The 21,077-nt window shown below is 71.5% G+C and carries 21 protein-coding genes; 14 read left to right on the plus strand and 7 right to left on the minus strand.

Annotated elements, in window-relative coordinates; genetic code table 11:
• Positions 1-16: 16 nt before the first annotated feature.
• The 3 genes from Ate02nite_RS26090 (at position 17) to Ate02nite_RS26100 (ending at position 3,539) form a co-directional block, all read left to right on the plus strand.
• Entirely contained in the window at positions 17-769 is a 753-nt protein-coding gene (locus Ate02nite_RS26090; RefSeq protein ID WP_203810024.1) for an ABC transporter ATP-binding protein, read from the plus strand.
• Positions 766-3,096 (plus strand): ABC transporter permease, encoded by a 2,331-nt coding sequence (locus Ate02nite_RS26095; protein WP_203810026.1) that lies wholly within the window; start codon positions 766-768, stop codon positions 3,094-3,096. Before Ate02nite_RS26090 ends, Ate02nite_RS26095 begins: the two co-directional genes overlap by 4 nt.
• A 101-nt stretch (positions 3,097-3,197) precedes the next feature.
• Positions 3,198-3,539, plus strand: coding sequence for a hypothetical protein (locus Ate02nite_RS26100; RefSeq protein WP_203810028.1), 342 nt, complete (start codon positions 3,198-3,200; stop codon positions 3,537-3,539).
• 42 nt (positions 3,540-3,581) lie between these two features.
• On the opposite strand, the gene Ate02nite_RS26105 is transcribed toward Ate02nite_RS26100, so the two are convergent.
• From Ate02nite_RS26105 to Ate02nite_RS26115, 3 genes are read right to left on the minus strand one after another with little or no spacing between them, the layout of a single operon-like run.
• Positions 3,582-4,859 carry an ABC transporter permease gene (locus tag Ate02nite_RS26105; protein WP_203810030.1) on the minus strand — a complete coding sequence of 426 codons (1,278 nt, stop codon included), beginning with the start codon at positions 4,857-4,859 and terminating at the stop codon, positions 3,582-3,584.
• Positions 4,856-5,548, minus strand: a complete 693-nt coding sequence (locus Ate02nite_RS26110; protein WP_203810032.1) for an ABC transporter ATP-binding protein — start codon at positions 5,546-5,548, stop codon at positions 4,856-4,858. Before Ate02nite_RS26110 ends, Ate02nite_RS26105 begins: the two co-directional genes overlap by 4 nt.
• Positions 5,545-6,528 carry an efflux RND transporter periplasmic adaptor subunit gene (locus Ate02nite_RS26115; protein WP_239147692.1) on the minus strand — a complete coding sequence of 328 codons (984 nt, stop codon included), beginning with the start codon at positions 6,526-6,528 and terminating at the stop codon, positions 5,545-5,547. Before Ate02nite_RS26115 ends, Ate02nite_RS26110 begins: the two co-directional genes overlap by 4 nt.
• 229 nt (positions 6,529-6,757) lie before the next feature.
• Here Ate02nite_RS26115 and Ate02nite_RS26120 point away from each other — a divergent pair, with 229 nt between their 5' ends.
• From Ate02nite_RS26120 to Ate02nite_RS26150, 7 genes are all read left to right on the plus strand, one after another.
• Complete coding sequence (locus Ate02nite_RS26120; protein WP_203810425.1) at positions 6,758-8,305, plus strand: long-chain-fatty-acid--CoA ligase; 1,548 nt, start codon at positions 6,758-6,760, stop codon at positions 8,303-8,305.
• A 96-nt stretch (positions 8,306-8,401) separates the two neighbouring features.
• A complete protein-coding gene (locus Ate02nite_RS26125; RefSeq protein ID WP_239147694.1) occupies positions 8,402-9,691 on the plus strand; it encodes a GlnX family signal transduction membrane protein in 1,290 nt (429 codons plus the stop codon).
• Positions 9,691-10,641: a glutamate ABC transporter substrate-binding protein gene (locus Ate02nite_RS26130; RefSeq protein WP_203810034.1), complete on the plus strand. Its 951-nt coding sequence runs from the start codon at positions 9,691-9,693 to the stop codon at positions 10,639-10,641. The genes Ate02nite_RS26125 and Ate02nite_RS26130 overlap by 1 nt, the downstream gene beginning before the upstream one ends.
• On the plus strand, positions 10,638-11,822 hold the full coding sequence (locus Ate02nite_RS26135; RefSeq protein WP_203810036.1) for a hypothetical protein: 1,185 nt from the start codon (positions 10,638-10,640) through the stop codon (positions 11,820-11,822). The genes Ate02nite_RS26130 and Ate02nite_RS26135 overlap by 4 nt, the downstream gene beginning before the upstream one ends.
• Positions 11,819-13,978, plus strand: a complete 2,160-nt coding sequence (locus Ate02nite_RS26140) for a serine/threonine-protein kinase (RefSeq protein WP_239147695.1) — start codon at positions 11,819-11,821, stop codon at positions 13,976-13,978. Before Ate02nite_RS26135 ends, Ate02nite_RS26140 begins: the two co-directional genes overlap by 4 nt.
• A 15-nt stretch (positions 13,979-13,993) precedes the next feature.
• Positions 13,994-14,947 carry a PP2C family protein-serine/threonine phosphatase gene (locus Ate02nite_RS26145; protein WP_203810038.1) on the plus strand — a complete coding sequence of 318 codons (954 nt, stop codon included), beginning with the start codon at positions 13,994-13,996 and terminating at the stop codon, positions 14,945-14,947.
• Between the two features lie 2 nt (positions 14,948-14,949).
• On the plus strand, positions 14,950-16,215 hold the full coding sequence (locus Ate02nite_RS26150) for a vWA domain-containing protein (RefSeq protein WP_203810040.1): 1,266 nt from the start codon (positions 14,950-14,952) through the stop codon (positions 16,213-16,215).
• 4 nt (positions 16,216-16,219) lie between these two features.
• On the opposite strand, the gene Ate02nite_RS48950 is transcribed toward Ate02nite_RS26150, so the two are convergent.
• Positions 16,220-16,435, minus strand: coding sequence for a hypothetical protein (locus tag Ate02nite_RS48950; protein WP_239147696.1), 216 nt, complete (start codon positions 16,433-16,435; stop codon positions 16,220-16,222).
• A gap of 1 nt (position 16,436) precedes the next feature.
• On the opposite strand from Ate02nite_RS48950, the gene Ate02nite_RS26155 reads away from it, so the two are divergent.
• Genes Ate02nite_RS26155 through Ate02nite_RS26165 form a run of 3 tightly spaced genes read left to right on the plus strand, consistent with a single transcriptional unit; the run spans position 16,437 to position 18,112 of the window.
• Positions 16,437-16,862 (plus strand): FHA domain-containing protein, encoded by a 426-nt coding sequence (locus tag Ate02nite_RS26155; protein ID WP_239147697.1) that lies wholly within the window; start codon positions 16,437-16,439, stop codon positions 16,860-16,862.
• Between the two features lie 58 nt (positions 16,863-16,920).
• Positions 16,921-17,208: a hypothetical protein gene (locus Ate02nite_RS26160; protein WP_203810044.1), complete on the plus strand. Its 288-nt coding sequence runs from the start codon at positions 16,921-16,923 to the stop codon at positions 17,206-17,208.
• 52 nt (positions 17,209-17,260) lie between these two features.
• Positions 17,261-18,112, plus strand: coding sequence for a TIR domain-containing protein (locus Ate02nite_RS26165; RefSeq protein ID WP_203810046.1), 852 nt, complete (start codon positions 17,261-17,263; stop codon positions 18,110-18,112).
• A gap of 169 nt (positions 18,113-18,281) precedes the next feature.
• Here Ate02nite_RS26165 and Ate02nite_RS26170 read toward each other — a convergent pair whose 3' ends face one another.
• From Ate02nite_RS26170 to Ate02nite_RS26180, 3 genes are all read right to left on the minus strand, one after another.
• Entirely contained in the window at positions 18,282-19,085 is an 804-nt protein-coding gene (locus Ate02nite_RS26170; protein WP_239147698.1) for an inositol monophosphatase family protein, read from the minus strand.
• Between the two features lie 75 nt (positions 19,086-19,160).
• Entirely contained in the window at positions 19,161-19,430 is a 270-nt protein-coding gene (locus Ate02nite_RS26175; protein ID WP_239147699.1) for a hypothetical protein, read from the minus strand.
• Positions 19,431-19,518: 88 nt separating this feature from the next.
• Complete coding sequence (locus Ate02nite_RS26180) at positions 19,519-20,250, minus strand: alpha/beta hydrolase family protein (RefSeq protein ID WP_203810048.1); 732 nt, start codon at positions 20,248-20,250, stop codon at positions 19,519-19,521.
• Between the two features lie 52 nt (positions 20,251-20,302).
• On the opposite strand from Ate02nite_RS26180, the gene Ate02nite_RS26185 reads away from it, so the two are divergent.
• On the plus strand, positions 20,303-21,076 hold the full coding sequence (locus Ate02nite_RS26185; RefSeq protein ID WP_203810049.1) for an alpha/beta hydrolase: 774 nt from the start codon (positions 20,303-20,305) through the stop codon (positions 21,074-21,076).
• Position 21,077 lies beyond the last annotated feature (1 nt).

Raw genomic sequence — 21,077 nt, forward strand, 5'->3', positions numbered from 1 at the left:
CGGTTAGCTGGTCGCCATGACAAGGGCGAACACACCACCGGCTGTCGAGCTGCGTGGTGTCTCCAAGACTTACGGGTCCGGCGAGCGTGCGGTGACCGCGCTGAACGCGCTGGACGTGGTCTTCCCGGCCGGCACGTTCACCGCGGTGATGGGCCCGTCCGGGTCGGGCAAGTCGACGCTGCTGCACTGCGCGGCCGGCCTCGACCGGGCCACCGGCGGCGAGGTGATCATCGACGGCACGCCGGTGGGCGGGTTGTCCGAGCGGGCGCTGACCAGGTTGCGCCGGGCCCGGGTCGGCTTCGTGTTCCAGGCGTTCAACCTGATCGCGGCGCTGACCGCCGCGCAGAACGTGGCGCTCCCGCTGCGCCTGGCCGGCCGGAAACCGGAACCGGGTGAGGTCACCGCGATGCTGGGTGAGGTCGGCCTGGCCGACCGGGCCGGGCACCGGCCGGGCGAGCTGTCCGGCGGCCAGCAGCAGCGGGTGGCGATCGCCCGGGCCCTCGTCACCCGCCCGGCGGTGTTGTTCGCCGACGAGCCGACGGGTGCGCTCGACGCCGCGTCGGGCCGGGAGGTGCTGCGGCTTCTGCGGGCGGCGGTCGACCGGCACGACCAGACCGTCGTGATGGTCACGCACGACCCGTTCGCGGCCGCGCACGCCGACCGGGTTGTCTTCCTGGCCGACGGCCGCCTCGTCGATTCGCTCGACGGTCCGTCCGGGGCGCAGGAGATCGCGGTCCGCACGGCCCACCTGGAAGAGGTCATGTCGTGAGCCTCGCCTGGCACATGGTGCGGCACCGGTTCGGCGGTTTCGCCGGCACGTTCGTGGCGATCGCCCTGGGCGTGGCGCTGGTGGCCGGTTCCACCACGATCTACCTGTCCTCCCGGCCCGAGGCGCCGGAGCGATATTCGGCGTCGCCGGTGCTGGTCCGCTCCCCGTCGGTGGGCAAGAACAGTTACGGCGAGCCGGAATACCAGTCCTGGACGGCCGCCGAGGCCACCCGGTTGTCGGCCCGGCTGGCCGCCCTGCCCGGCGTGACGGCGGCCGCCGCCGACCCGGTCTTCTACGTGCAGCGCGTCGTCGCGGGGCGGCCGACCGGCGATCCCACCGATGCCCTGCTCGACGGGCACGCCTGGTCCTCGGCGCGGCTCGGCGGCTACCGGCTGTCCGCGGGCACGCCGCCGCGCCGTCCGGACGAGGTCGCGGTCGACGGCGCGGCGCCGGGCAGCCGCATCGAGGTGCTCACCGCCGCCGGCCCGGCCACCTGGACGGTGACCGGCACGGTCGACGGCCCCGGCTTCTACGTCGCCGACCCGGCCGCCCTGACCATGTCGTCCGGCGTCCGCGTCATCGGCCTCACGGTCGACGGCGACGCCGCTCAGGTGGCCACCGCCGCGCGCGACGTCGTCGGGGCGGCGGGCGAGGTGGTGGCCGGCCACGACCGCAACTCGCTGGAGCCGGCCGCCGTGACCCGGGTGCGCTGGCTCGGCGCGCAGCTGCTGATCGCGATGGTCGGCCTGGGCGGTTTCGTCGCGGTGTTCGTGGTGGCCTCGACGTGCGCGCTGAGTGCCGCCCAGCGCCGCCGCGAGATCGGCCTGCTGCGTGCGGTCGGCGCGACGCCCGGGCAGGTGCGCCGGTTGATGTATGCGGAGACGCTCGTAGTCGCGGTGCTGGCCGCCCTGGCCGGCCTTCCGCTCGGGGCACTCACGGCTCCGCTGCTGGCCGGCCCGCTCGTCGGCGTGGGCCTGGAGCCGGCCGGGTACACCGTGACCATGCAGCCGCTGGCCCTGGCCGGCTCGTTCGTCCTCGGCGTGCTGGTCGCCCTGGCCGGTGTCGGGGCCGCGGCCCGGCGGTCCAGCCGGGTGCCCGCACTCGACGCCCTGCGGGAGGCAGCCGTCGAACGGCGGGCGATGACCCCGCTGCGCTGGACAGCGGGTGGCGCGACGGCGGCGCTCGGCGCCTTCCTGCTGGCGAAGATGCCGTCGATGCCGGTAACCGACCGGTCAACGGCGGGTCTCGGCGCCGCGATGCTCCTGCTGACCGCGGCGGCGCTGCTGGCACCGGTGGTGATCGTGCCGCTGGTGCGCGTGGTGACGTGGCCGTGGCGGCGGGCCGCCATCGGCATGCTGGTCCGCGAGGGCACCCTGGTGGCCGTGCGGCGGGTGGCGTCCACGGCGGCGCCGGTGCTGCTGACGGTCGGCTTCACGGTGCTGCTGACCGGCACGGTCGCCACGATCGACGGCGTGCAGGGCGCGGCCGACGCCGACAAGATCCCGGCCGCCACGGTCCTCGCCCCCGACGGCACCCCCGGCCTGACCGAAGCGGCCGTCGCCGCCCAGACCGGCACGTCACAGCTCCCCACTCGCGTCCTGATAACGCACGGCGGCACCACGGCCGGGTATTACGCCGCCGGCCCGGCCAGCGGTAGCGGGATGGTGCTCGACAAGGCGACCGCGGCCGAATTGCGGGCCTCGGCCGGCGACGGCGTTGACCTCCGGTGGGCGGACGGGAGCACCTCACGCATGGTCGTTCGGGCGGTCCGGGCTGAGGCCGGGCCCGGCATGCTGGTGCCCCGCGAACTGGTTCGCCGGCACGATCCGGCCGCGTTGACCGAGGCCGTCCTGCTCAGCGGCTCGCCGGTCGCCGCGGTCGGGGCGCGGGCCATGACGGCCCGGGACTACGTGCAGGCCGACCTTGACGAGGAGGGTGAGCTGGTCGATCTGTTCCTCGCGGTGCTGATCGGCCTCACCGTGGGCTACACCGGTCTGGCCGTGGCCAACACGCTGCTGATGGCGACGGCCGCGCGCCGCCCCGAGTTCCGCACTCTGCGGCTGTCCGGAGCATCGGGCGGCCAGATCCTGCGGGTCACGTCGGCCGAGGCGCTGCTGGCCGTCGCCGTCGGCACCATGCTGGGCGGCGCCGTGGCCGTGGCCTCGCTCGGCGGCTTCCGCGCGGCCGTCGAGGCGGAGCTGAGCCGCCCGGTCCCGCTGGTCATCCCGTGGGGCACCGCCGCCACCGTGATCGCCACCTGCGCCGTGATCGCCCTGGCCGCCACCGCCCTGCCGGTCATGCGCGGCACCCGGGCAGCGACCGGATAATCGCGGAGACTTACCCGGTTCATCACGCGGGTATCGACTCTGTCCATCGTGGATGTTAGCGTCCAGGATTATCGGCAGAAACCGATAATGAGAGGCCGCTCATGCACGGCAAGAATGCCCTGCGCAGAATCCTCAGAAAAGCGTCCGTATTTCTGACCGTCGTCGTGTCGCTGGTGACGATTTCGGCCACGCCCGCCCATGCGGCCGGCTTCTATTATCGCAACTACTACTTTTTCGGATCCAGTCCGAACATATTGAACGAAGCCCTGGACACCGCCGGCAACACCGGCGCCGATGATTCGGTATTGCGACACAGCCTCACCAGCAACACGAACGCGCTCTGGATACGCCCGTACATCTGCGTCTATCTCTATTACACCGTCAATCCCACCGTGACCAAATGCGCGGGCGACGGCGCCTGGATGCAGTACAACGGCGGCTGAACCGGCCGCCCGGGCGGGCAGCCGGTCCGTCAGCCACAAAAGTCAGGCACGCATGACGGTGGCGATCGGGATGCCGGCTGCTCGCAGGGCGGGGACGAAACCGCCCAGGATGCCCGCCACGATGCCGGCGAGGATGCCGGCCACGCCGGCCTCCCACGGGAACTGGACGTTGTGCAGCAGCGGTTCGCTGTCGCCGATCAGCATCGACACGGCTTTCAGGCCGGCTACGCACACGCCGATCGCGGCCGCGGCCGTGAGCAGGCCGGTCAGCAACGTTTCGGCGAGAACAATGCCGGCCAGCAGCATTCGCGGGGTACCCACGGCGCGGCGCAGGGCGAACTCCTCGATCCGTTCGCCCACGGTGGCCAGGCCGACGTTGAGGATGCCGGCCACGCCGATCAGCAGCACCAGGCCCGCCATCGAGAAGAAGATCAGGCGCATCAGCGTCAGCTCCTTCTGGCGGTGCTTGCGGGATTCGACGGTGGACACGTAGGTCTCGACGCCGGCGCCGCGCAGCTTGGTGGTCAGGATCTGCTCGGTCGGGGTTTCCGGGGCCAGCAGCACCCGCATCTCGGCGCCGCCGTTGCCCAGATTCGCGGGCGACAGCCAGTTGGTGAGCTCGTCGAGGCGGACGTACGCGCGGGGTTGCTGGTCGCCGTCGTCGATGACGCCGATGAGCTGCGGGGTCAGGTTGGCGGAGGCGCCGGTGACCCGCATCTCGGCGGGGACCCGGTAGCGGTCGAAGCCCTTCGCGGCCTCCTGGTTCAGCACCAGGCGCGGGGCCATCGACGGCATCGTGCTGAAGTCGAGCCAGCGGCCGGACTGCTGGGTGAACGGGCGGAACATCCGCACGTCGCCGGTCAGCGCGGTCAGGCGCACCTCGATGGCGGCACCCTCGGGACCGTTGCTGGTGTCCGGCTCGCAGCGGCCGTCGCCGTAACAGACCATGCCACCGCCCCAGTCCTCGTCGATCGGGGATCCGCCCTCGTTGACCGGGCGGACGCCGGGCTCGCCGATGATCGCCGAGACGCCGAGAGTCGCCACGCCGTCGGTGCGGCCCTTGAGCGTGCTGATGACGATGTCGGCGGCCTTGGGCTCCGGGGGCATGTCGACGATGCGGGTGCCGTCGATGCCGTCGGTGAGTTGCAGGTCGGCGAGCAGGGCCTTCTCGGCGATGCTGGCGCCGGCCTGGACGACCACGACGGCGGACACGCCCAGGAAGAGGCTGACCATGGACAGCAGGGTGCGCAGTTTGCGGGCGCGGATGCCCTGCAGCCCGATGATCAGCGAGGAGCGGAAGCGACCGGAGAATCTCCTCATGCCGGCACCCGCTCGGTGAGCACGCCGGCGTCCAGGTCGAGGATGCGGCCCATCCGGGCGGCGTGGTCGCGGTCGTGGGTGACCAGAATCAGGCCGCAGCCGCGGGTGGTCGCGGCGAGCAGGGCGTCGATGACCAGGGCGCCGGTCTCGGTATCGAGGGCGCCGGTGGGTTCGTCGGCGAGCAGCACCCGGGGGTTGCGCACCAGGGCGCGGGCGATGGCGACCCGTTGTTGTTCGCCACCGGACATCCGGGCCGGGCGGTTCTTCGCGAGGTGGGCGATGCCGACCAGGTCGAGGGCTTCCAGCACCCGGGCCCGGCGTTCCCGGCGGGGCAGCCAGCCCTGGCCGTTGACCAGGGCCATCGCCACGTTCTGGGCGGCGGTGAGGTGCTTGAGCAGGAAGAAGCGCTGGAACACGAAGCCGAAATGCGAGCTGCGGAGCTTGGCGGCGCGGCGTTCGGGCACCCGGCTGATGTCCTGCCCGGCCAGCTCGTACTGGCCCGAGTCGGCCCGGTCGAACAGGCCGATCACGCTGAGCAGGGTGCTCTTGCCGGAACCGGACCGGCCGACGATGGCGACGCTCTCGCCGGCCGCCACGGTCAGGTCGACGCCGTCCAGGATGGTGCGGGGCTCCTGCTGGCCCTTGAGCACCTTGGTGATGCCGGTCAGCCGGATCAGCGGGTCGGTCATCCCACGGCTCCGGACGGGCCATTCTGGCCGGGAGCCGCCGTGGGCAGGTCGGGACCGGGCACCGCGATGGTCTCGTCGCCGCGCAGGCCCTTGCGGATCTCCACCACCTTGCCGTCGGTGAGGCCGAGGGTCACGTCGACGGTCTTGCGGGTGCGGTCCTCGCCGACCACGTCGACCTTGCCCTTGCCCTGGATGCCGGCGACCGCTTCCACCGGCAGGACCAGGACGTGCGAGGCCTTCGCGGTGACCACGTCGAGGGTGACCGACGCGCCGTTGATCAGCTTGATTTCCTCGGGGGCGGTGCAGACGAGGCGCAAACCGGTGGGTTCGGAGCCGGGAGCGGACTCCGAGTCGCCGACGACGGGCGGGGCGCTGGGGCCGGCAGAGGCCGGCGGCGAAACCACAGGCGGTTCCGGGATGGTCCCGGCCGGCAGGGCCGCAATCGTCCCCAGGGCGCTGCACTCGAACGGGCCCGGTCCGTTGGTGATCTGCCCGCGCACGGTCTTCACGGCACCGGCGATCCGGTAGGCCTGGGCGCTGTCGATGTCGGCGACGATGCCGTACCCGGCGTAGCGGGCCGAGATGACCGGCATCCCGGCGGTCACGTCGGAGCGGTCGTCCATCAGCCGGCCGGCCAGGATCGAGTCCTTCGGGATCTCGACCCGGCGGGGCACCCCGTCGTCCCAGATCGACGCCACCCAGATCGGCCGGGTCGACGCGGTCTTGGCCGGCTGGCGATCCACGTACCGCAGCTCGCCGTCGACCGGCGCGACGATGCCGAAGACCGGATTGATCTCGACCTTCCCGGCCAGGCTGATCTGGTTGGTGAGGTCCTGCCGGGTCGGCTTCACCGTGGTCACCACCGTGCCGCGCGCCTCCAGGCCGGGAGTCTGCGCCGCCTCACCGGTCGAGCTGCACGCGCAGAGCACGGCGCCCGCCGCCACCAGCACCCCCACCCGGGCAAGCCTGCCTCTGTCCACCGATCAATCCCTCCGGCCGAATCCCCCGCCGCCCGGCCGAAACCAGGAGAAGCCATGGATCATCGACGATCCGGCACGGCGGAGCAGAGGTTACAGCGATCACGCAACCCCGGAGCGCGACGGCGCGCTAACCCGAAACACCGGCGAAATGGGGGGTTCTGATGGCCAGGCCGGGCATGCTCGAATGAGACCCGGACCACACCCGAGAAACGTGAAGGGGAAAGACGGCATGCTCAACCTCTCCGTCCTGCTGGAGGACAGCGCTCGCAACTATCCGGAGCGGGTGGCGGTCGTCCTCGGGGAAACGCGGCTCACCTACGCCCAGCTCAACGCGGCGGCCAACCAGGTGGCCAACCTGCTCGCCGAGCGCGGCATCCGGCCCGGTGACAAGGTCGCGCTGTCCTGCCCCAACCTCCCGTACTTCCCGGTCGTCTACTACGGCATCCTCAAGTCCGGCGCGGTGGTCGTCCCGCTGAACGTGCTGCTCAAGGGCCGGGAGATCGCCTACCACCTGGCCGACTCGGACGCCAAGGCCTACCTCTGCTTCCAGGGCACCCCCGAGCTGCCGATGGGCGCCGAGGGCCACACCGGCTTCCAGCAGGCCGACGACTGCGAGCACTTCTTCCTGATCACCGCCGACCCGGCCGCGCCGAGCACGGTCGACGGGGCCGAGACGCTCGGCCAGGCCCTGAGCGGCAAGAGCCCGGTCTTCGAATCGGTGCTGCTGCCCGAGACCGACCCGGCCGTCATCCTCTACACCAGCGGCACCACCGGACAGGCCAAGGGCGCCGAGCTCAGCCACTCCAACCTGATCCTCAACGCGCTCACCTGCAACCGGCTGTTCCAGAGCAAGCCGGGCGTCGACACGCACCTGCTGGTGCTGCCGCTGTTCCACTCGTTCGGCTCGACGGTCAACATGAACGCCGGTTTCGCCACCGCCTCGACGCTGGTGCTGCTGCCCCGGTTCGACGCGGCGGCCGCGGTGAAGCTGCTCGATCAGGAAAGCGTCACGTTCTTCGCGGGCGTGCCGACGATGTGGTGGGGGCTGCTCAACGCGCTCACCGAGGATGTCGACGTCGAGCGGATCGCCGGCAACATGCGGGTCGCGGTGTCCGGCGGGTCCAGCCTGCCGGTCGAGATCATCAAGGCGGTCAAGGAACGCTTCGGGGTGACCATCCTCGAGGGGTACGGCCTGTCCGAGACCTCGCCGGTGGCCACCTTCAGCGACCCGAACAGCGATCCCCGCCCCGGTTCGATCGGCATCCCGATCTGGGGCGTCGAGGTGAAGCTGATCGACGAGCAGTGGAACACGATCGACGGGGTCGACGAGATCGGCGAGATCGCCATCCGCGGCCACAACATCATGCGCGGCTACTACGGCCGGCCGGAGGCGACCGCCGAGGTCATCAAGGACGGCTGGTTCCGCAGCGGTGACCTGGGCCGGCGCGACAAGGACGGCTTCTACTACATCGTCGACCGGGCCAAAGACATGATCATCCGGGGTGGCTTCAACGTCTACCCGCGGGAGATCGAGGAGGTCCTGATGACCCACGAGGCGGTCTCCCTCGCCGCGGTCATCGGGGTGCCGCACCAGAGCCACGGCGAAGAGGTCAAGGCGTTCGTGATCCTCAACTCGGGCGCCACGGTCACCGAGGACGAATTGGTCGCCTGGGGCAAGGAGCAGATGGCGGCCTACAAATACCCCCGGGTCGTCGCCATCGTCGAGTCGCTGCCGATGACCGCCACCGGAAAGTTGCTCAAGCGTGCCCTCACCTGAGGACAAAGGGGGGACTCCGCCGACCGCCGGCCGTCCGTAGACTCGGCGCCTTGCGCGAATACCGCACAGTAGGACTCGCGGTGGACGGAGGAAAGCTTGAGCACAGCGGTGGTGAACCGGCCCGCGCCGGCAGCACGGGCGACAACGACAACGGCGCGCCTCAAAGCCCTACGCCAGACGTCACCCGGCCGGCTCCAGCTGATGCTCGCCGCCCTGATCGCGCTGGGCCTGCTCACCGGTTTGCTGGCCGGGGTCACCGGTCAGCAGGCGGCGGCCGGCACCACCGATCTCGGCAACCGCGCCCAGCCGCTGCTGGCCGAGGCCGAGACGATCTACGCCAACCTGGCCGACGCCGACACCACGGCGGCGCAGGCGTTCCTGGCCGGCGGTCTCGAGCCGGCCGCGCTCACCGAGCGCTACAACGACGACCTGACCAGGGCCACCACCGCCCTGACCGAGGCGGCCCGGCTCACCCCGGAGGGCAGCGCGGCGGCCGGCTCGGTGCAGGCCATCTCGACCGGCCTGGCCCGTTACACCGCCCTGGTGGCCACCGCGCGGGCCGACAACCGCCAGGGCCTTCCGGTCGGATCGTCCTATCTGTCCTCCGCGTCGGAACTCAACCGCACCGCCCTGCTGCCCGAGGCCAAGAACCTGTTCGACCTCGCCCAGCGGGAGGTCCGCGACGGCTACACCGGCGCCGCCGGCGGCTGGTGGTCGGGCTTCTTCGCGCTGCTGCTCGTGGCCCTGCTCGGCGCGCTGTGGCTGGCCCAGCGCTACCTGAGCCGGCACACCCACCGCACGTTCAACGTCCCGCTGCTGGCGGCCACGGTGCTGACCCTGATCCTCGGCCTCGGCACCGCCACCGTCCTGCTGACCCAGAATCAGCATCTCGACCGGGCCGCCGACACCGGCTCCACCCCGGTCGTGCAGCTCGCCGAGGCCCGCATCCTGGCCCTGCAGGAGCGCGGGGACGAGGCGCTGACCCTGGCCATGCACGGCAGCAGCGACGAGCCCGAGAAGCGCTGGCAGGCCGCGAACCCGCAGTTGAAGGCGGCCCTGAACAACTCCTACCTGCCCAGCAGCACCCCGGGCAGCTACCAGGAGTACGCCGCCGCCCACGAGCAGATCCGCAAACTCGACGGGCAGGACGGCAACTACGACGGCGCGGTCGAGCTGGCCATCGGCACCGACACCACCGGCAAGTTCGAGCAGGTCACCGCCGACCTCACCAAGGCCCTCGACGAGCGGAAGATCGCGTTCACCGCCGAGATCGACAAGGCCGGGCGCGGCCTGACCGCCCTGGCGATCCTCGGGCCGCTGGCCGCGCTGGCGATCTGCGCGCTGGCCTTCGCCGGCATCCGCACCCGGCTGGAGGAGTACCGCTGATGCGCCGCAAGCTGATCGCGACCGTCGCCGCCGCCGCGCTGACCCTGGCGCTCGCCGCGTGTTCCGGCGACGCGTCCCCGCTGCCCGGGAGCACCGCCCAACCGGCACCGGAGACCAGCACCTCGGCCCCCGCCGCGGACACCTCGTGCAACGCGCGGGCCAGCCTCCGGCCGTCCGGTGCCCTGCCCGAGCCGGGCCGGATGCCGGCCGGCAGCTACATGGCCACGATCCAGAAACGCGGCCGGCTCATCCTCGGCACCAGCCAGGACACCCTGCTGTTCTCCTCCCGCAACCCGTTCAACGGCCAGGTCGAGGGCTTCGACGTGGACATGGGCCGGCAGCTCGCCCAGGCCATCTTCGGCGACCCGAACAAACTGCAGATCAAGGTCATCGGGTACGACAAGCGAGTGAGCTCAGTCCGCGACGGCGACATCGACGTGGTGGCCGACACGATGACCGCGAACTGCTCCCGGTGGAAGGACGTCAACTTCTCCACCATTTACTACGAGGCCGGCCAGAAGGTTCTCGTATCGAAGGACTCGAGCGCGAAGAAGATCGAGGACCTCGGCGGCAAGAAGGTGTGCTCGGCGGCCGGCTCCACGTCATACCTGAACATCCAGGCCGTGTCGACGAAGCCGATCGCGGTGGCCAAGCCGGCGTTCGGCGACTGCCTGGTGGCGTTCCAGCAGAACGAGGTCGACGCGATCTCCACCGACGACACCATCCTGGCCGGCATGGCCGCCCAGGACCCGTACGCCAAGGTTGTCGGAGAGAAATTCACCGAGGAGCCGTACGGGATGGCGCTGTCCCAGAATTATCCCGAGTTCACCCGGTTCGTGAACGCGGTGCTGGAGAAGAACCGGGCCAACGGCACCTGGACCGCCACCTACAACAAGTGGCTGGGCAGCTTCGGCACCGCCCCGAAGCCACCGGCGGCGCAGTACCGATGACCGACCTCGCACCGGCCGACGCCGAGCTGCTGCGCCTCGAGACCGCCCTGACCGCGATAGCCGCGAACCTGGTCGATCTGGACGACAACCCGGCCCGCAAGGACCTCGACAAGTCCGGGCTGACCGGTAAGACGGCCGCCGCCTGGGCCGACGCCACCGACGCGCTGACCCAGCTGTGGGACGGCTACCGGATGCTCACCGACCTCACCGGTCAGGCCCGGCAGAAGCGCAGCCGGCGCAAACTCAGCGACACCGAGCGCGCCGAGCTGAAACACCAGGTCCTCGGCCGGTCGATCACGCTGTCCACCACGACCGTCCCGCTCGCCCAGCGCGGCCTGCTCGGCACCAGCCAGGTGCACACCACCTGCTCCCCCGCCGAGCTGCTGTCGGCCATGGAGGCCGCCTTCCAGACCGCGGTCGACGTGGTCACCCGGGCCGGCGAGGTGTGGCAGCGGCTGCTCCCGGGCGCCGCCGACGCGACCGCCGCGGTCGACAACGTGCGGGTGCTGATCCGGCTGGCGGGCAGCGGCACGGCCACGATCGACGAGGCCGACCGCCGGCTCGGCGCCTTCACCAAGACCCTCGCCACCGACCCGCTCGGCGTCGATCCGGCCGAGCTGAACGCCGTACGCGCCCTGATCGCCCGGGCCGACGCCGAGCGCACCTCGGTCGCCGAGCTGCGCGATTCCCTCACCCAGCGGCTGGCCGACGCCCGCCGGCTGGCCACCGAGCTCACCCAGGCGGCGAACGCCGCCGACCAGGCGGCGGAGGCCGCCGCGGACCGCTTCCGGGATCAAGACATCCAGACGGTACGCGGACCCGACCTGCGCCCGGATCTGGCCGCCATCGACGCCCTGGCCGCCGCCGGGCACTGGCCGCTGATCGGCGCGAAGCTGGCCGACTGGAGCCGCCGGGCCCGCGAGCGGCTGACCGCTTTGCACCAGACCGCCGCGCACAACAGCGGCCTGCTGAGCACCCGCAACGAGCTGCGCGGACGCCTCGACGCCTACCAGGCCAAGGCGCTGCGCCGGGGGTTCGGTGAAAGTACCGAGCTCACTCCCCTGGCCGAGAAGGCCCGCACTGCGTTATACACGGCACCATGTGATCTTGAGGCGGCCCGCGCGGCCGTCAACGCCTACCAGGATGCGCTCACCGCCACGATCGCGAGGGAAGGCCGATGAAGTGCGAACGTGACTGTCCCGGAACCATCGAGGACGGCTACTGCGACACGTGTGGGATGGCCCCGGCGGCGGGGACAAAAACCGCAACGAGGGCTACCGCTCCTTCACAACGGACAGCCGCGCTCTCCACCCGTACCGGCGGAAGTGGCCGCACCGGCAGCTCCCGCACCGGATCGCGGCGCCGCCGTTTCGGCGGCGGCCTGGTCGACGTCGTCCCGATCGTGCAGGCCGACCCGGCCACCGCGGTGATGGCGAAGGCCGAGGTCCCCGAGGACAAGCGCTACTGCGCCAAGTGCGGCAACCCGGTCGGCCGGTCCCGCGGCGACCGCGACGGCCGCGCCTCCGGCTTCTGCCCGTCCTGCGGCGAGGGGTTCAACTTCACCCCGAAGCTGGTCAAGGGCGACCTGGTCGGCGGGCAGTACGAAGTGGTCGGCGCGCTCGCGCACGGCGGTCTCGGCTGGATCTACCTGGCCGTCGACAAGAACGTCTCGGACCGCTGGGTGGTGCTCAAGGGCCTGCTCAACTCCGGCGACGAGGACGCCCTGGCGGCCGCGGTGGCCGAGCGGCGGTTCCTGGCCGAGGTCGAACACCCGAACATCGTCAAGATCTACAACTTCGTCGAGCATGACGGCGCCGGCTACATCGTCATGGAATATGTCGGCGGGCAGTCGCTCAAGGACATGCTCAAGAAGCGCCGGCCCGAGCCGCTGCCGGTCGACCAGGCCCTCGCGTTTGTGCTGGAGATCATGCCGGCGTTCGGCTACCTGCACGACCGTGGCCTGATCTTCTGCGACTTCAAGCCGGACAACGTGATCCAGTCCGGCGACCAGATGAAGCTGATCGACCTCGGCGGCGTCGTGCACATCGACGACATGGACGCGGCGCTCTACGGCACGGTCGGCTACCAGGCGCCGGAGATGGCCACCGAGGGCCCGTCGATCGCCTCCGACCTGTTCACCATCGGCCGCACCCTGGCCGTGCTGACCACCGACTTCCGCGGTTACCAGACCACCTTCAAGGACAGCCTGCCGGACCGCGGCGAGTTCGAGGTCTACCAGCGCTACGAGTCGTTCTACCGGCTGCTGCTGCGGGCGACCATGCTCAACGCGGCCGACCGGTTCATCGACGCCGGCGAGATGACCGACCAGATGCTCGGCGTGCTGCGCCAGGTGCTCGCCGCCGCCGACGGCAAGCCGCGGCCGGCCACCTCCCGGCTGTTCACCGGCGAGCTGCGCACCGACCTGAAGGCCGACCTGCCGCGCTGGCAGGACCTGCCGACGCCGATGATCGACCTGACCGACCCGGCCGCCGCGTTCCTCGCGTCGGTGACGGTCACCGACCCGGCCGAGGTGCTCGCCCTGCTGGCCAACGCGCCGGAGGACACCGTCGAGGTCCGGCTGCGCGAGCTGCGCGCGCACATCGACCTGGGCGTACGCGACAACGACTTCCGCCCGGCCGCCGCCAAACGGGACGAGCTGCTCGCGTCGGACGACGCCGACTGGCGGGTGGCCTGGTACGACGGGCTGCTCGCACTCGCCACCGAGCGTTTCGACCAGGCCCGGCAGCGGTTCGACGCCGTCTACTCGGCGCTGCCCGGCGAACTCGCCCCGCAGCTCGCGCTCGGCCTCACCCTGGAACTCGCCGGCGACCCGGCCGCGGCCGGCTACTACGACGTGGTCAGCCGCACCGACCCGGCGTACACCACGGCGTCGGCCGGGCTGGCCCGGTGCCGGCTCGGCGCCGGCGACCGCAGTGGCGCCGTCGAGGCGTACAACCGGGTCCCCGGCACCTCGTCGGCCTACCGCAGCTCGCAGGTCGGCGCGGTCCGCGCCCTGGTGCGGTCGCACCCGTCGGCCGCCGCCGACGTCACCTCGCTGGCCGCCGCGGCGGCCCTGATCGAGCGCCTCGAGATCGAGGCGGCCCAGCTCGCCGCGCTCCGCGCCGAACTGCTCGAACAGGCCCTGAGCTCGGTGACCAGCGGGCGGGCCCTGCCGGCCGCCGTACTGGGCACGGCCCGCAGCGGTGAGGTACGCGAACGCGACGTCCGGTTCGCCCTGGAGACCGCCTACCGCGAGATGGCCCAGGCCGCGCACGGCCCCGAACGGATCCGCCTGGTGGATCTCGCGAACGCGTCCCGCCCCCGGACGCGCACGTAACTGGAACGAGGCACCATGACGATGACCGACTGCGCCTCGTGCGCCGACGAGCGAGCTGCCGGCGCGGCCTTCTGCGAGGCCTGCGGGCGTTCCCTCGCGGCCGCCTCCGCCCCGGTGGCCGAGCCCTGCCCGAACTGCGGCTATCCGGGCGGGGTGGGCGCCGACGGCTACTGCGAACGCTGCGGCATGCTGGCCGGCCGCCCCCGCGACCACCTCGAGTCCGACTGCGGTGACATCGCCGCCGCGGTCACCGACCGGGGCCGGCGGCACCACCGCAACGAGGACGCCATGTGGCTGGCCGTCCGCGGCACCGACGTCGACGTGGTGGTCAGCGACGGCGTCTCGGCGTCGTTCGACCCGGACGTGGCCTCCGAGGCCGCCGCCAACACGGCCGGTGCGCACCTGGGCGTGGAACCGGACGTCTCCAAGGCCATCCTGGCCGCCAAGGACGCCGTCGCCGAGCTGGTCAACGGCGGCGACCCGCGCCGGGCCGCGTCCAACCCGGCCTGCACGATCGTGGTGGCGACGGTACGCGGCACCGAGATCAACATCGGCTGGGTGGGCGACAGCCGGGCCTACTGGCTGCCCGCCGAGGGGCCGGCCGAGCAGCTCACCGAGGACGACTCGTGGGCCACCCACGCCATCGCGATGGGCACCGACCCGGAGGCCGCGATGCGCGACCCGAAGGCGCACGCGATCACCGCCTGGCTCGGTGCCGACGCCGGCCCGTCGATGCCGCGCACCGGCGCGTTCACCGTGATCGGGCCCGGTCACCTGATCCTGTGCAGCGACGGCCTGTGGAACTACCTCACCGACCCGGCCGACTTCGGCGCCGTGGTGCGGGAGAGGTTGCGCGAGGGCGGCACTCTGATCGATGCCGCCCGCGGTCTGATCGACTTCGCCAACGCCGCCGGCGGCGCCGACAACATCACCGTCGCTCTCGTGCCCGTCAGCAACATCAAGGAGTAGGAATGCCGTACACCGCCGAGGCCTTCCAGAACGAATTCCTCGCGCTGGGCGCGACCGAGGTCAACTCGATCATCACGGTCACCTCGTCCGGCGCCGAGGGCGGCCGCCGCACCTCGGGCGCCACCGAGATCATCATCGTCGACGCCTCCGGGTCGATGCAGGCCGAGGGCCGCATCCAGGCCGCCCGGCAGGCCGCCAAGACCGCCGTCGAGTGCATCGACGACGGCGTGAATTTCGCCATCATCGCCGGGGTCAGCACCGCCCAGCAGCTGTTCCCGGCCCCCGGCCGGCTCGCCGTCTCGTCCGCCGAGACCCGGGCCGACGCGATCCGCTCGATCGACCGGCTGCAGGCCAGCGGCGGCACCGCGATGGGCGCCTGGCTGCTGCTCGCCGCCCAGCTGTTCGCCCAGCGCCCCGGCGACATCGCGCACGCCATCCTGCTCACCGACGGCGACAACGGCGAGCGTGCCGGCTACCTGGAGCAGGTCCTCGCCTCGATCGCCGGCAAGTTCACCTGCGACAGCCGCGGCGTCGGCGTCAACTGGAAGGTCTCCGAGCTCCGCAAGATCGCCGACGCGCTGCTGGGCACCGTCGACATCGTCGCCAACCCGGCCGGGCTGGCCGCCGCGTTCGAGCAGATGATGACCAAGGCGATGGGCAAGACCAGCGCCGACGTGCAGCTCAAGGTGTGGACGCCGGTCAACTCGACGGTCCGGTTCGTCAAGCAGGTCGAACCCGAGGTGGCCGACCTGACCGGCAAGCGGGTCGACGACGGCCCCCGGGCCGGCCGGTACCCGCTCGGTTCCTGGGGCGCGGAGAGCCGCGACTACCACGTCTGCATCGACGTGCAGCCCGGCGCGGCCGGCGACGAGATGCTGGCCGCCCGGGTGTCGGTCGTCGAGGGCGACACCGTGCACGCGCAGTCGCTGGTCCGGGCGGTGTGGACCGAGGACACCGCGCTGTCCACCCGGATCAACCGGCAGGTCGCGCACTACACCGGCCAGGCCGAGCTGGCCGAGACGATCCAGGCCGGCATCGAGGCCCGCAAATCCGGCGACGACCGCACCGCGACGCTGAAGTTCGGCCGGGCCGCCCAGCTCGCCCACGCCAGCGGCAACAAGGCCACCGAGGAGCTGCTGGCCACCGTCGTCGACATCGAGGACGCCGCCACCGGCACGGTCCGGCTGCGGCGCAAGGTCGAGGCCGCCGACGAGATGGCCCTGGACACCCGCTCGACCAAGACGGTCCGGGTCGGACGGTCCCAGTGACCACCTACACCTGCCCGAAGGGCCACTCGTCGACGACGGACGACTTCTGCGACGAGTGCGGCGCCAAGATCGGCGGAACGGCGTCGATCCCGGCCGCCGCGCCGCCGGTCGCGCCGGCGGCCCCCGCGGCGGCTTCGCCACCATGCCCCCACTGTGGGGCACCCCGGGCGGGCGGCTCACGCTTCTGTGAGGATTGCGGGTACGACCACAGCACCGGCAAAGTGCCTACGCTGACCGCACCCCCGGCCGTGGCGACGCCGGCGACCGGCCAGTGGACCGCGACGATCGCCGCCGACCGCGCGTACTTCGAGGAGAACGCGATCGAGGGCGTCGAGTTCCCGGCCGAGGCGCAGGAACGCACCGTCACGTTGCCCGCCCCCCAGGTGCGCATCGGCCGGCGCAGCACGTCGAAGGGCACCAACCCGGAGATCGACCTGGCCGACACCGACCCCGGCGTCTCACACAGCCACGCCCTGCTGACGCTCAGCGTGGATGGCGTGTGGCTGGTCTCCGACCTGGGCTCGACCAACGGCACCTACCTGAACGGCGAACAGCAGCCGCTGGGCGCCGGCCATACCCGCCAGCTGAAGGGCGGCGACCAGGTACACGTAGGCGCCTGGACCACCATCACGCTGCACGCCCCGTAAGCCTGGTTTATCCCCGAACGCCAGCCCGGCCCCAGCCGGCCGGGCTACCTTCCCGTTCATGGTGAGAGATCACCGCGTACCCCCGCCGCCGCCGGATGCGACCCCGGCCTCCGGCCGGATCGCGCTGGTCCTGGGCATCGCCTCGGTCCCGATGTCGATCTGCGGCATCGGTTTCCTGCTGGGCCTGCTGGCCGTCCTGGCCAGCCGTGGCGGCGGCCCGCAACCAGGCGGTCCGAGGGTGACCCCGGCCTTGCTGGGCCGAATCTTCGGCCTCCTGGGCATAGCCCTGTCGATCATCGCGGTGATAGTCGTGCTGATCGCCCGCGGCCACCACACCAGCCCCTGACCCGGCCGATTGCCGACAGCAGTTCCTCCCGCCCTCTGCTAGGTTCCGCCGGATGACGCTACAAATCGCCGTGGTCGGCGATGCTGTCAAGTTGACGCGACTTTCGGACGCCCTGGCGTCCCATCCGAACGCGCATGTCCTCATCACGGCCGGATCCGCGGAATACAGCTACAGCCTGCTTCGGCAGAACAGTGCCGTCGATACCGTCCTCATCGACCCGCTGGCCGACCAATTCGATCCATACAAATCGTCCCAGTTCATTCTGGAGACCCGGGTCACGCATCCCGACATCGCCATCGTGCTCCTGGTCTCGGACGAGGAACTGAGGGCGGATCTCCACCGGTTCCCGCACGAGCTACGGCAGAGAATCGGCCACTACTTCCGGATCGACCCGTCGGCCGCCGGGCCGGACCTGGACGCCCAGGTGGATCAGGCGGTGCAGCAGTGCGTCAGGTGGCACGCCGAGGCGGGCCGGCACCCCCGGGATCGGCCCTACGTCTATGACATCGCGTTGTCTTTCGCCGGCGAGGATCGCGACTTCGCCCGGGATCTGGACGAGATCCTCACCGAACGCGGCGTCCGCGTCTTCTACGACGACGACAAGAAGGCATTGCTCTGGGGTAAGAACCTCTACACCACCCTGTACGACGTGTACGCGAATCAATCGCGTTTCTGCGTGCTACTCGTGAGTGCGGCCTACCGCGACAAGATGTGGACCAATCACGAACGAGCCGCCGCGCAGGCGCGAGCACTGGAAATGCGAGGACAGGAATACATCCTCCCGATCCGCATCGAGGACGTCACCATTCAAGGCGTGCCACCGACCATCGCCGCGCTACCGGCCTCCCTCGGTGCGGCTCGCATAGCCGACCTCGTAATCGAGAAGATCGCCGCGTCCGTCTGACCCCGGTCTCAGCGAGAGCACGGGTGCGTGCGCCGCGGCAGCCGGCATGAGGGGGCAGCCGGCCGGCGCCTGGGGCCGGGCCCGCCCGGCGCGGGCGCGCGGAGGGTGAGGCCCGCCTGGCGGGACTGTGGGCCACGGGACTGATCCGACGGCGTACTGAAAAATGGGGTCAGGCGCGGGAGGCGGCGTGCCGGGCGTCGGCCAGCAGTTCCAGGGTGGCCATCCGCAGCGCGTCGCTGCGGGCGTACAGCGACGCGCCCGGGCCTGGTGAGGTGCGGCCGCTCAGGCCGCTGAACGAGCCGCCCGCCTCGGTGAGGATCAGCGAGGTCGCGGCGAAGTCCCAGATCTGGCCGCCGGTCTGGATGGCCAGATCCAGGTCGCCGCGGGCGACCAGCAGGCCGGGATGCACCGGCCAGGGCAGCGGCGGGGTGACCTCGCCGATCGGGTCGACCAGGTTGGGCGCCCAGGTCTCCGGCACCGCGCCGAACCGCGCTCCCTCCAGTCCGTCCGGACCGTCCGACACCCGCAGCGGGGTCGCGGCGACCACCCGGCCGCCGACGATGCGGCCCTCGAAGGCGCCGCCGCCCCGCACCGCCCAGAAGACACTCCCCTGGGCCGGGTGGGCGGCCACGCCGACGACGATCTCGCCGTCCTCCTCGAGGGCGGTCAGGATCAGCCACCGGTCGTCGCCGGCCACGAACAGGGCGGTGCCGTCGATCGGGTCGATGATCCAGCGGCGGGAGGTGTCGGGGCCGGAGCTGGCGCCGTGTTCCTCGCCGAGGATGGCGTCGTGCGGGCGGGCCGCGGTCAGCACGTCCCGGATCGCGGTCTCGGTGGCGCGGTCGGCGGCGGTGACCACGCTGCCGTCCGCCTTGAGCTCGCGGGGCAGGTCGGCCAGGGCGCTGAAGTGCGGCAACGCCACCGCGGCGCCGGTCAGCACCGCGCGGTGGGCCAGCTGAAGGTCGGTCTCCACCAGGTCATCCTGCACGTCCCGGTCCGGTCGTGGCGTGTCTTGCCGCCAAGGAACGCGCGACCGGGCGACAAACAATCAGCAACCGGGGCCGGACGCCAACCCGTCGACGATCGAGTACGCGGTGATGTCGCCCTTCACATAACCGGCCAGGTCGGTGATCGACTCCGGCTGGGTGTCGTTGAGGGCGAGGTAGGCGACGATCGCCGTGTCGACGGTGCGGCACGACGCCTGGTCGGCGACGACCTGCGCCTTGGCCTCCAGCTCCGCCGGGTCTAACGCTGCGTAAGAAACTCCGGCAACACTCACTGTTACTGCGGCGGCCATAGCTACGTGGGTCAAGTGCACCGATGCAGCCTAGGCAAGATCACTCTAAGTACAGACCTGACCGAACGGGCGAGTCTTTCGTCTCGGAGTGCCACTCTGGGTGAAAGTGCTAAACCTGCTGCTGGAGGAAGGCGAGGATGCGGGCGGACACCATCGGGTAACCCGGGCGGCCCACTTTGAGGTAATCGCCGTGCCGACCGGCCGGGACGGTCACGAAGGTCTTCGGCCACGGCAGGGCCGCGTACGCATCACGGCCTGCTCTGAGCGGAACCGTCCCGTCGCGATCGCCGTGCACGAAGAGAACCGGCACCGACGGGCCGCCGAACGCCGAAGGCGGCCGGCGCCCGGCCACCGACACGGCCGCCACGATCCCCGGATCGTGCCCGGCCCGCAGCAGCCCCAGTGTCGTGGTGCCGCCGGCCGAGAACCCCACCGCGACCACCCTCGCGGCGTCCAGCCGCGGATCGGCCTTCTCGGCCGCGTGCAGCGCGAAGGCGGCGTCGGCCGGCTGGTTGCGCACGTCGGACCGGTCCACCCGGACCTTCGCGTTGGTGTGCGGATAGGTCGGCGCGACCACGATGAAGCCGGCCCGCGCCCAGGTCGCGGCCAGCGGGGCGAAGTGCGCGGGCAGCCCGCCGAGCCCGTGGCTGAACAACACGACCGGGTGCTTTCCGGTCAGCCCGTCGAGGGACCAGATCGTGGTCGGCAGCGGACGGTCCCGGCCTCGCGCCAGCAGCAGGATCCGGGTGGTCACCCCGGCGCGGGACTCGGCGTGCGCGACGCTGCCGCCGCAACCGGCAAGCAACGCCACCAACACGACGAATGCTCCCAGCCTGCGCATGCCGTGAGCGTAGAAACGTCACGCCAGCGGACGTATCACCGTTGTGGGGGCGATGAGACGACGAATATTGCTCGGCACCGGCGCAGCGGTGATCACGGCCGCCACGGTGGCCGGTTACCGCCGCCGTTTAGCCGAGGAAGACCTGGTCATCCCGGCTGCACCGGCCGGCCAGCAGCGGCTTCTGCGGCTGCCTTCGGCCGCCCGGGGCCGCACGGTCGACGTCTACACGGCCGTTCCGGCCGGGTACGGCGCCGGCGCCGGCCTCCCGGTCTGCCTGATCCTGCACGGCGGGAGCAAGAGACCGGCGGATTTCGCCGGCCTGGGTCTGGGACGGTTCCTGACCGATGCCGTACGCCGTGGCGCACCCCCGTTCGTGCTGGTCGGCGCGGACGGCGACCGCCTGGCCTGGCGCCCGTCCGGTGGGGACGACCCGCAGCGGATGGTCCACGAGGAGGTCCCGGCATGGTGCCGCAAGCTCGGCTACGACACCGACCGGATGGCGGCCTGGGGCTGGTCGATGGGCGGGTACGGCGCCCTGCTGCTGGCCGAGGCGTACCCCGGGTTCGTCCGCGCGGTGGCCGCCTTCTCCCCCGCCGTCCGTCCCGGCGACGACGTCTCGGTCGCCGCCTCGCTGCTGCGCGGCACCCCGGTCGGCCTGTGGTGCGGCAAGCAGGACAGCCTCTACTACAACGTGCGTGCGCTGGCCAAACGGCTGCCGGAGAAGCCGGCCGCGGGCGGGTACGCGGACGGCCGGCACAACTTCGGCTACTGGTCGCGATGTGTGCCGAATGCGTTCGACTTCGTCGCCGGGGCTTTACGGCCCTGAT

It is taken from the genome of Paractinoplanes tereljensis (assembly GCF_016862435.1).
Taxonomy (GTDB): Bacteria; Actinomycetota; Actinomycetes; order Mycobacteriales; family Micromonosporaceae; genus Actinoplanes; species Actinoplanes tereljensis.

What these genes read in the sequence shown, in the direction of transcription:
- Ate02nite_RS26090 (WP_203810024.1), top strand. Translation starts at nt 17, where the DNA reads ATGACAAGGGCGAACACACCACCGGCTGTCGAGCTGCGTGGTGTCTCC.
- Ate02nite_RS26100 (WP_203810028.1), top strand. Translation starts at nt 3,198, where the DNA reads ATGCACGGCAAGAATGCCCTGCGCAGAATCCTCAGAAAAGCGTCCGTA.
- Ate02nite_RS26105 (WP_203810030.1), bottom strand. Translation starts at nt 4,859, where the DNA reads ATGAGGAGATTCTCCGGTCGCTTCCGCTCCTCGCTGATCATCGGGCTG.
- Ate02nite_RS26110 (WP_203810032.1), bottom strand. Translation starts at nt 5,548, where the DNA reads ATGACCGACCCGCTGATCCGGCTGACCGGCATCACCAAGGTGCTCAAG.
- Ate02nite_RS26120 (WP_203810425.1), top strand. Translation starts at nt 6,758, where the DNA reads ATGCTCAACCTCTCCGTCCTGCTGGAGGACAGCGCTCGCAACTATCCG.
- Ate02nite_RS26130 (WP_203810034.1), top strand. Translation starts at nt 9,691, where the DNA reads ATGCGCCGCAAGCTGATCGCGACCGTCGCCGCCGCCGCGCTGACCCTG.
- Ate02nite_RS26135 (WP_203810036.1), top strand. Translation starts at nt 10,638, where the DNA reads ATGACCGACCTCGCACCGGCCGACGCCGAGCTGCTGCGCCTCGAGACC.
- Ate02nite_RS26140 (WP_239147695.1), top strand. Translation starts at nt 11,819, where the DNA reads ATGAAGTGCGAACGTGACTGTCCCGGAACCATCGAGGACGGCTACTGC.
- Ate02nite_RS26145 (WP_203810038.1), top strand. Translation starts at nt 13,994, where the DNA reads ATGACGATGACCGACTGCGCCTCGTGCGCCGACGAGCGAGCTGCCGGC.
- Ate02nite_RS26150 (WP_203810040.1), top strand. Translation starts at nt 14,950, where the DNA reads ATGCCGTACACCGCCGAGGCCTTCCAGAACGAATTCCTCGCGCTGGGC.
- Ate02nite_RS26160 (WP_203810044.1), top strand. Translation starts at nt 16,921, where the DNA reads ATGGTGAGAGATCACCGCGTACCCCCGCCGCCGCCGGATGCGACCCCG.
- Ate02nite_RS26165 (WP_203810046.1), top strand. Translation starts at nt 17,261, where the DNA reads ATGACGCTACAAATCGCCGTGGTCGGCGATGCTGTCAAGTTGACGCGA.
- Ate02nite_RS26180 (WP_203810048.1), bottom strand. Translation starts at nt 20,250, where the DNA reads ATGCGCAGGCTGGGAGCATTCGTCGTGTTGGTGGCGTTGCTTGCCGGT.
- Ate02nite_RS26185 (WP_203810049.1), top strand. Translation starts at nt 20,303, where the DNA reads ATGAGACGACGAATATTGCTCGGCACCGGCGCAGCGGTGATCACGGCC.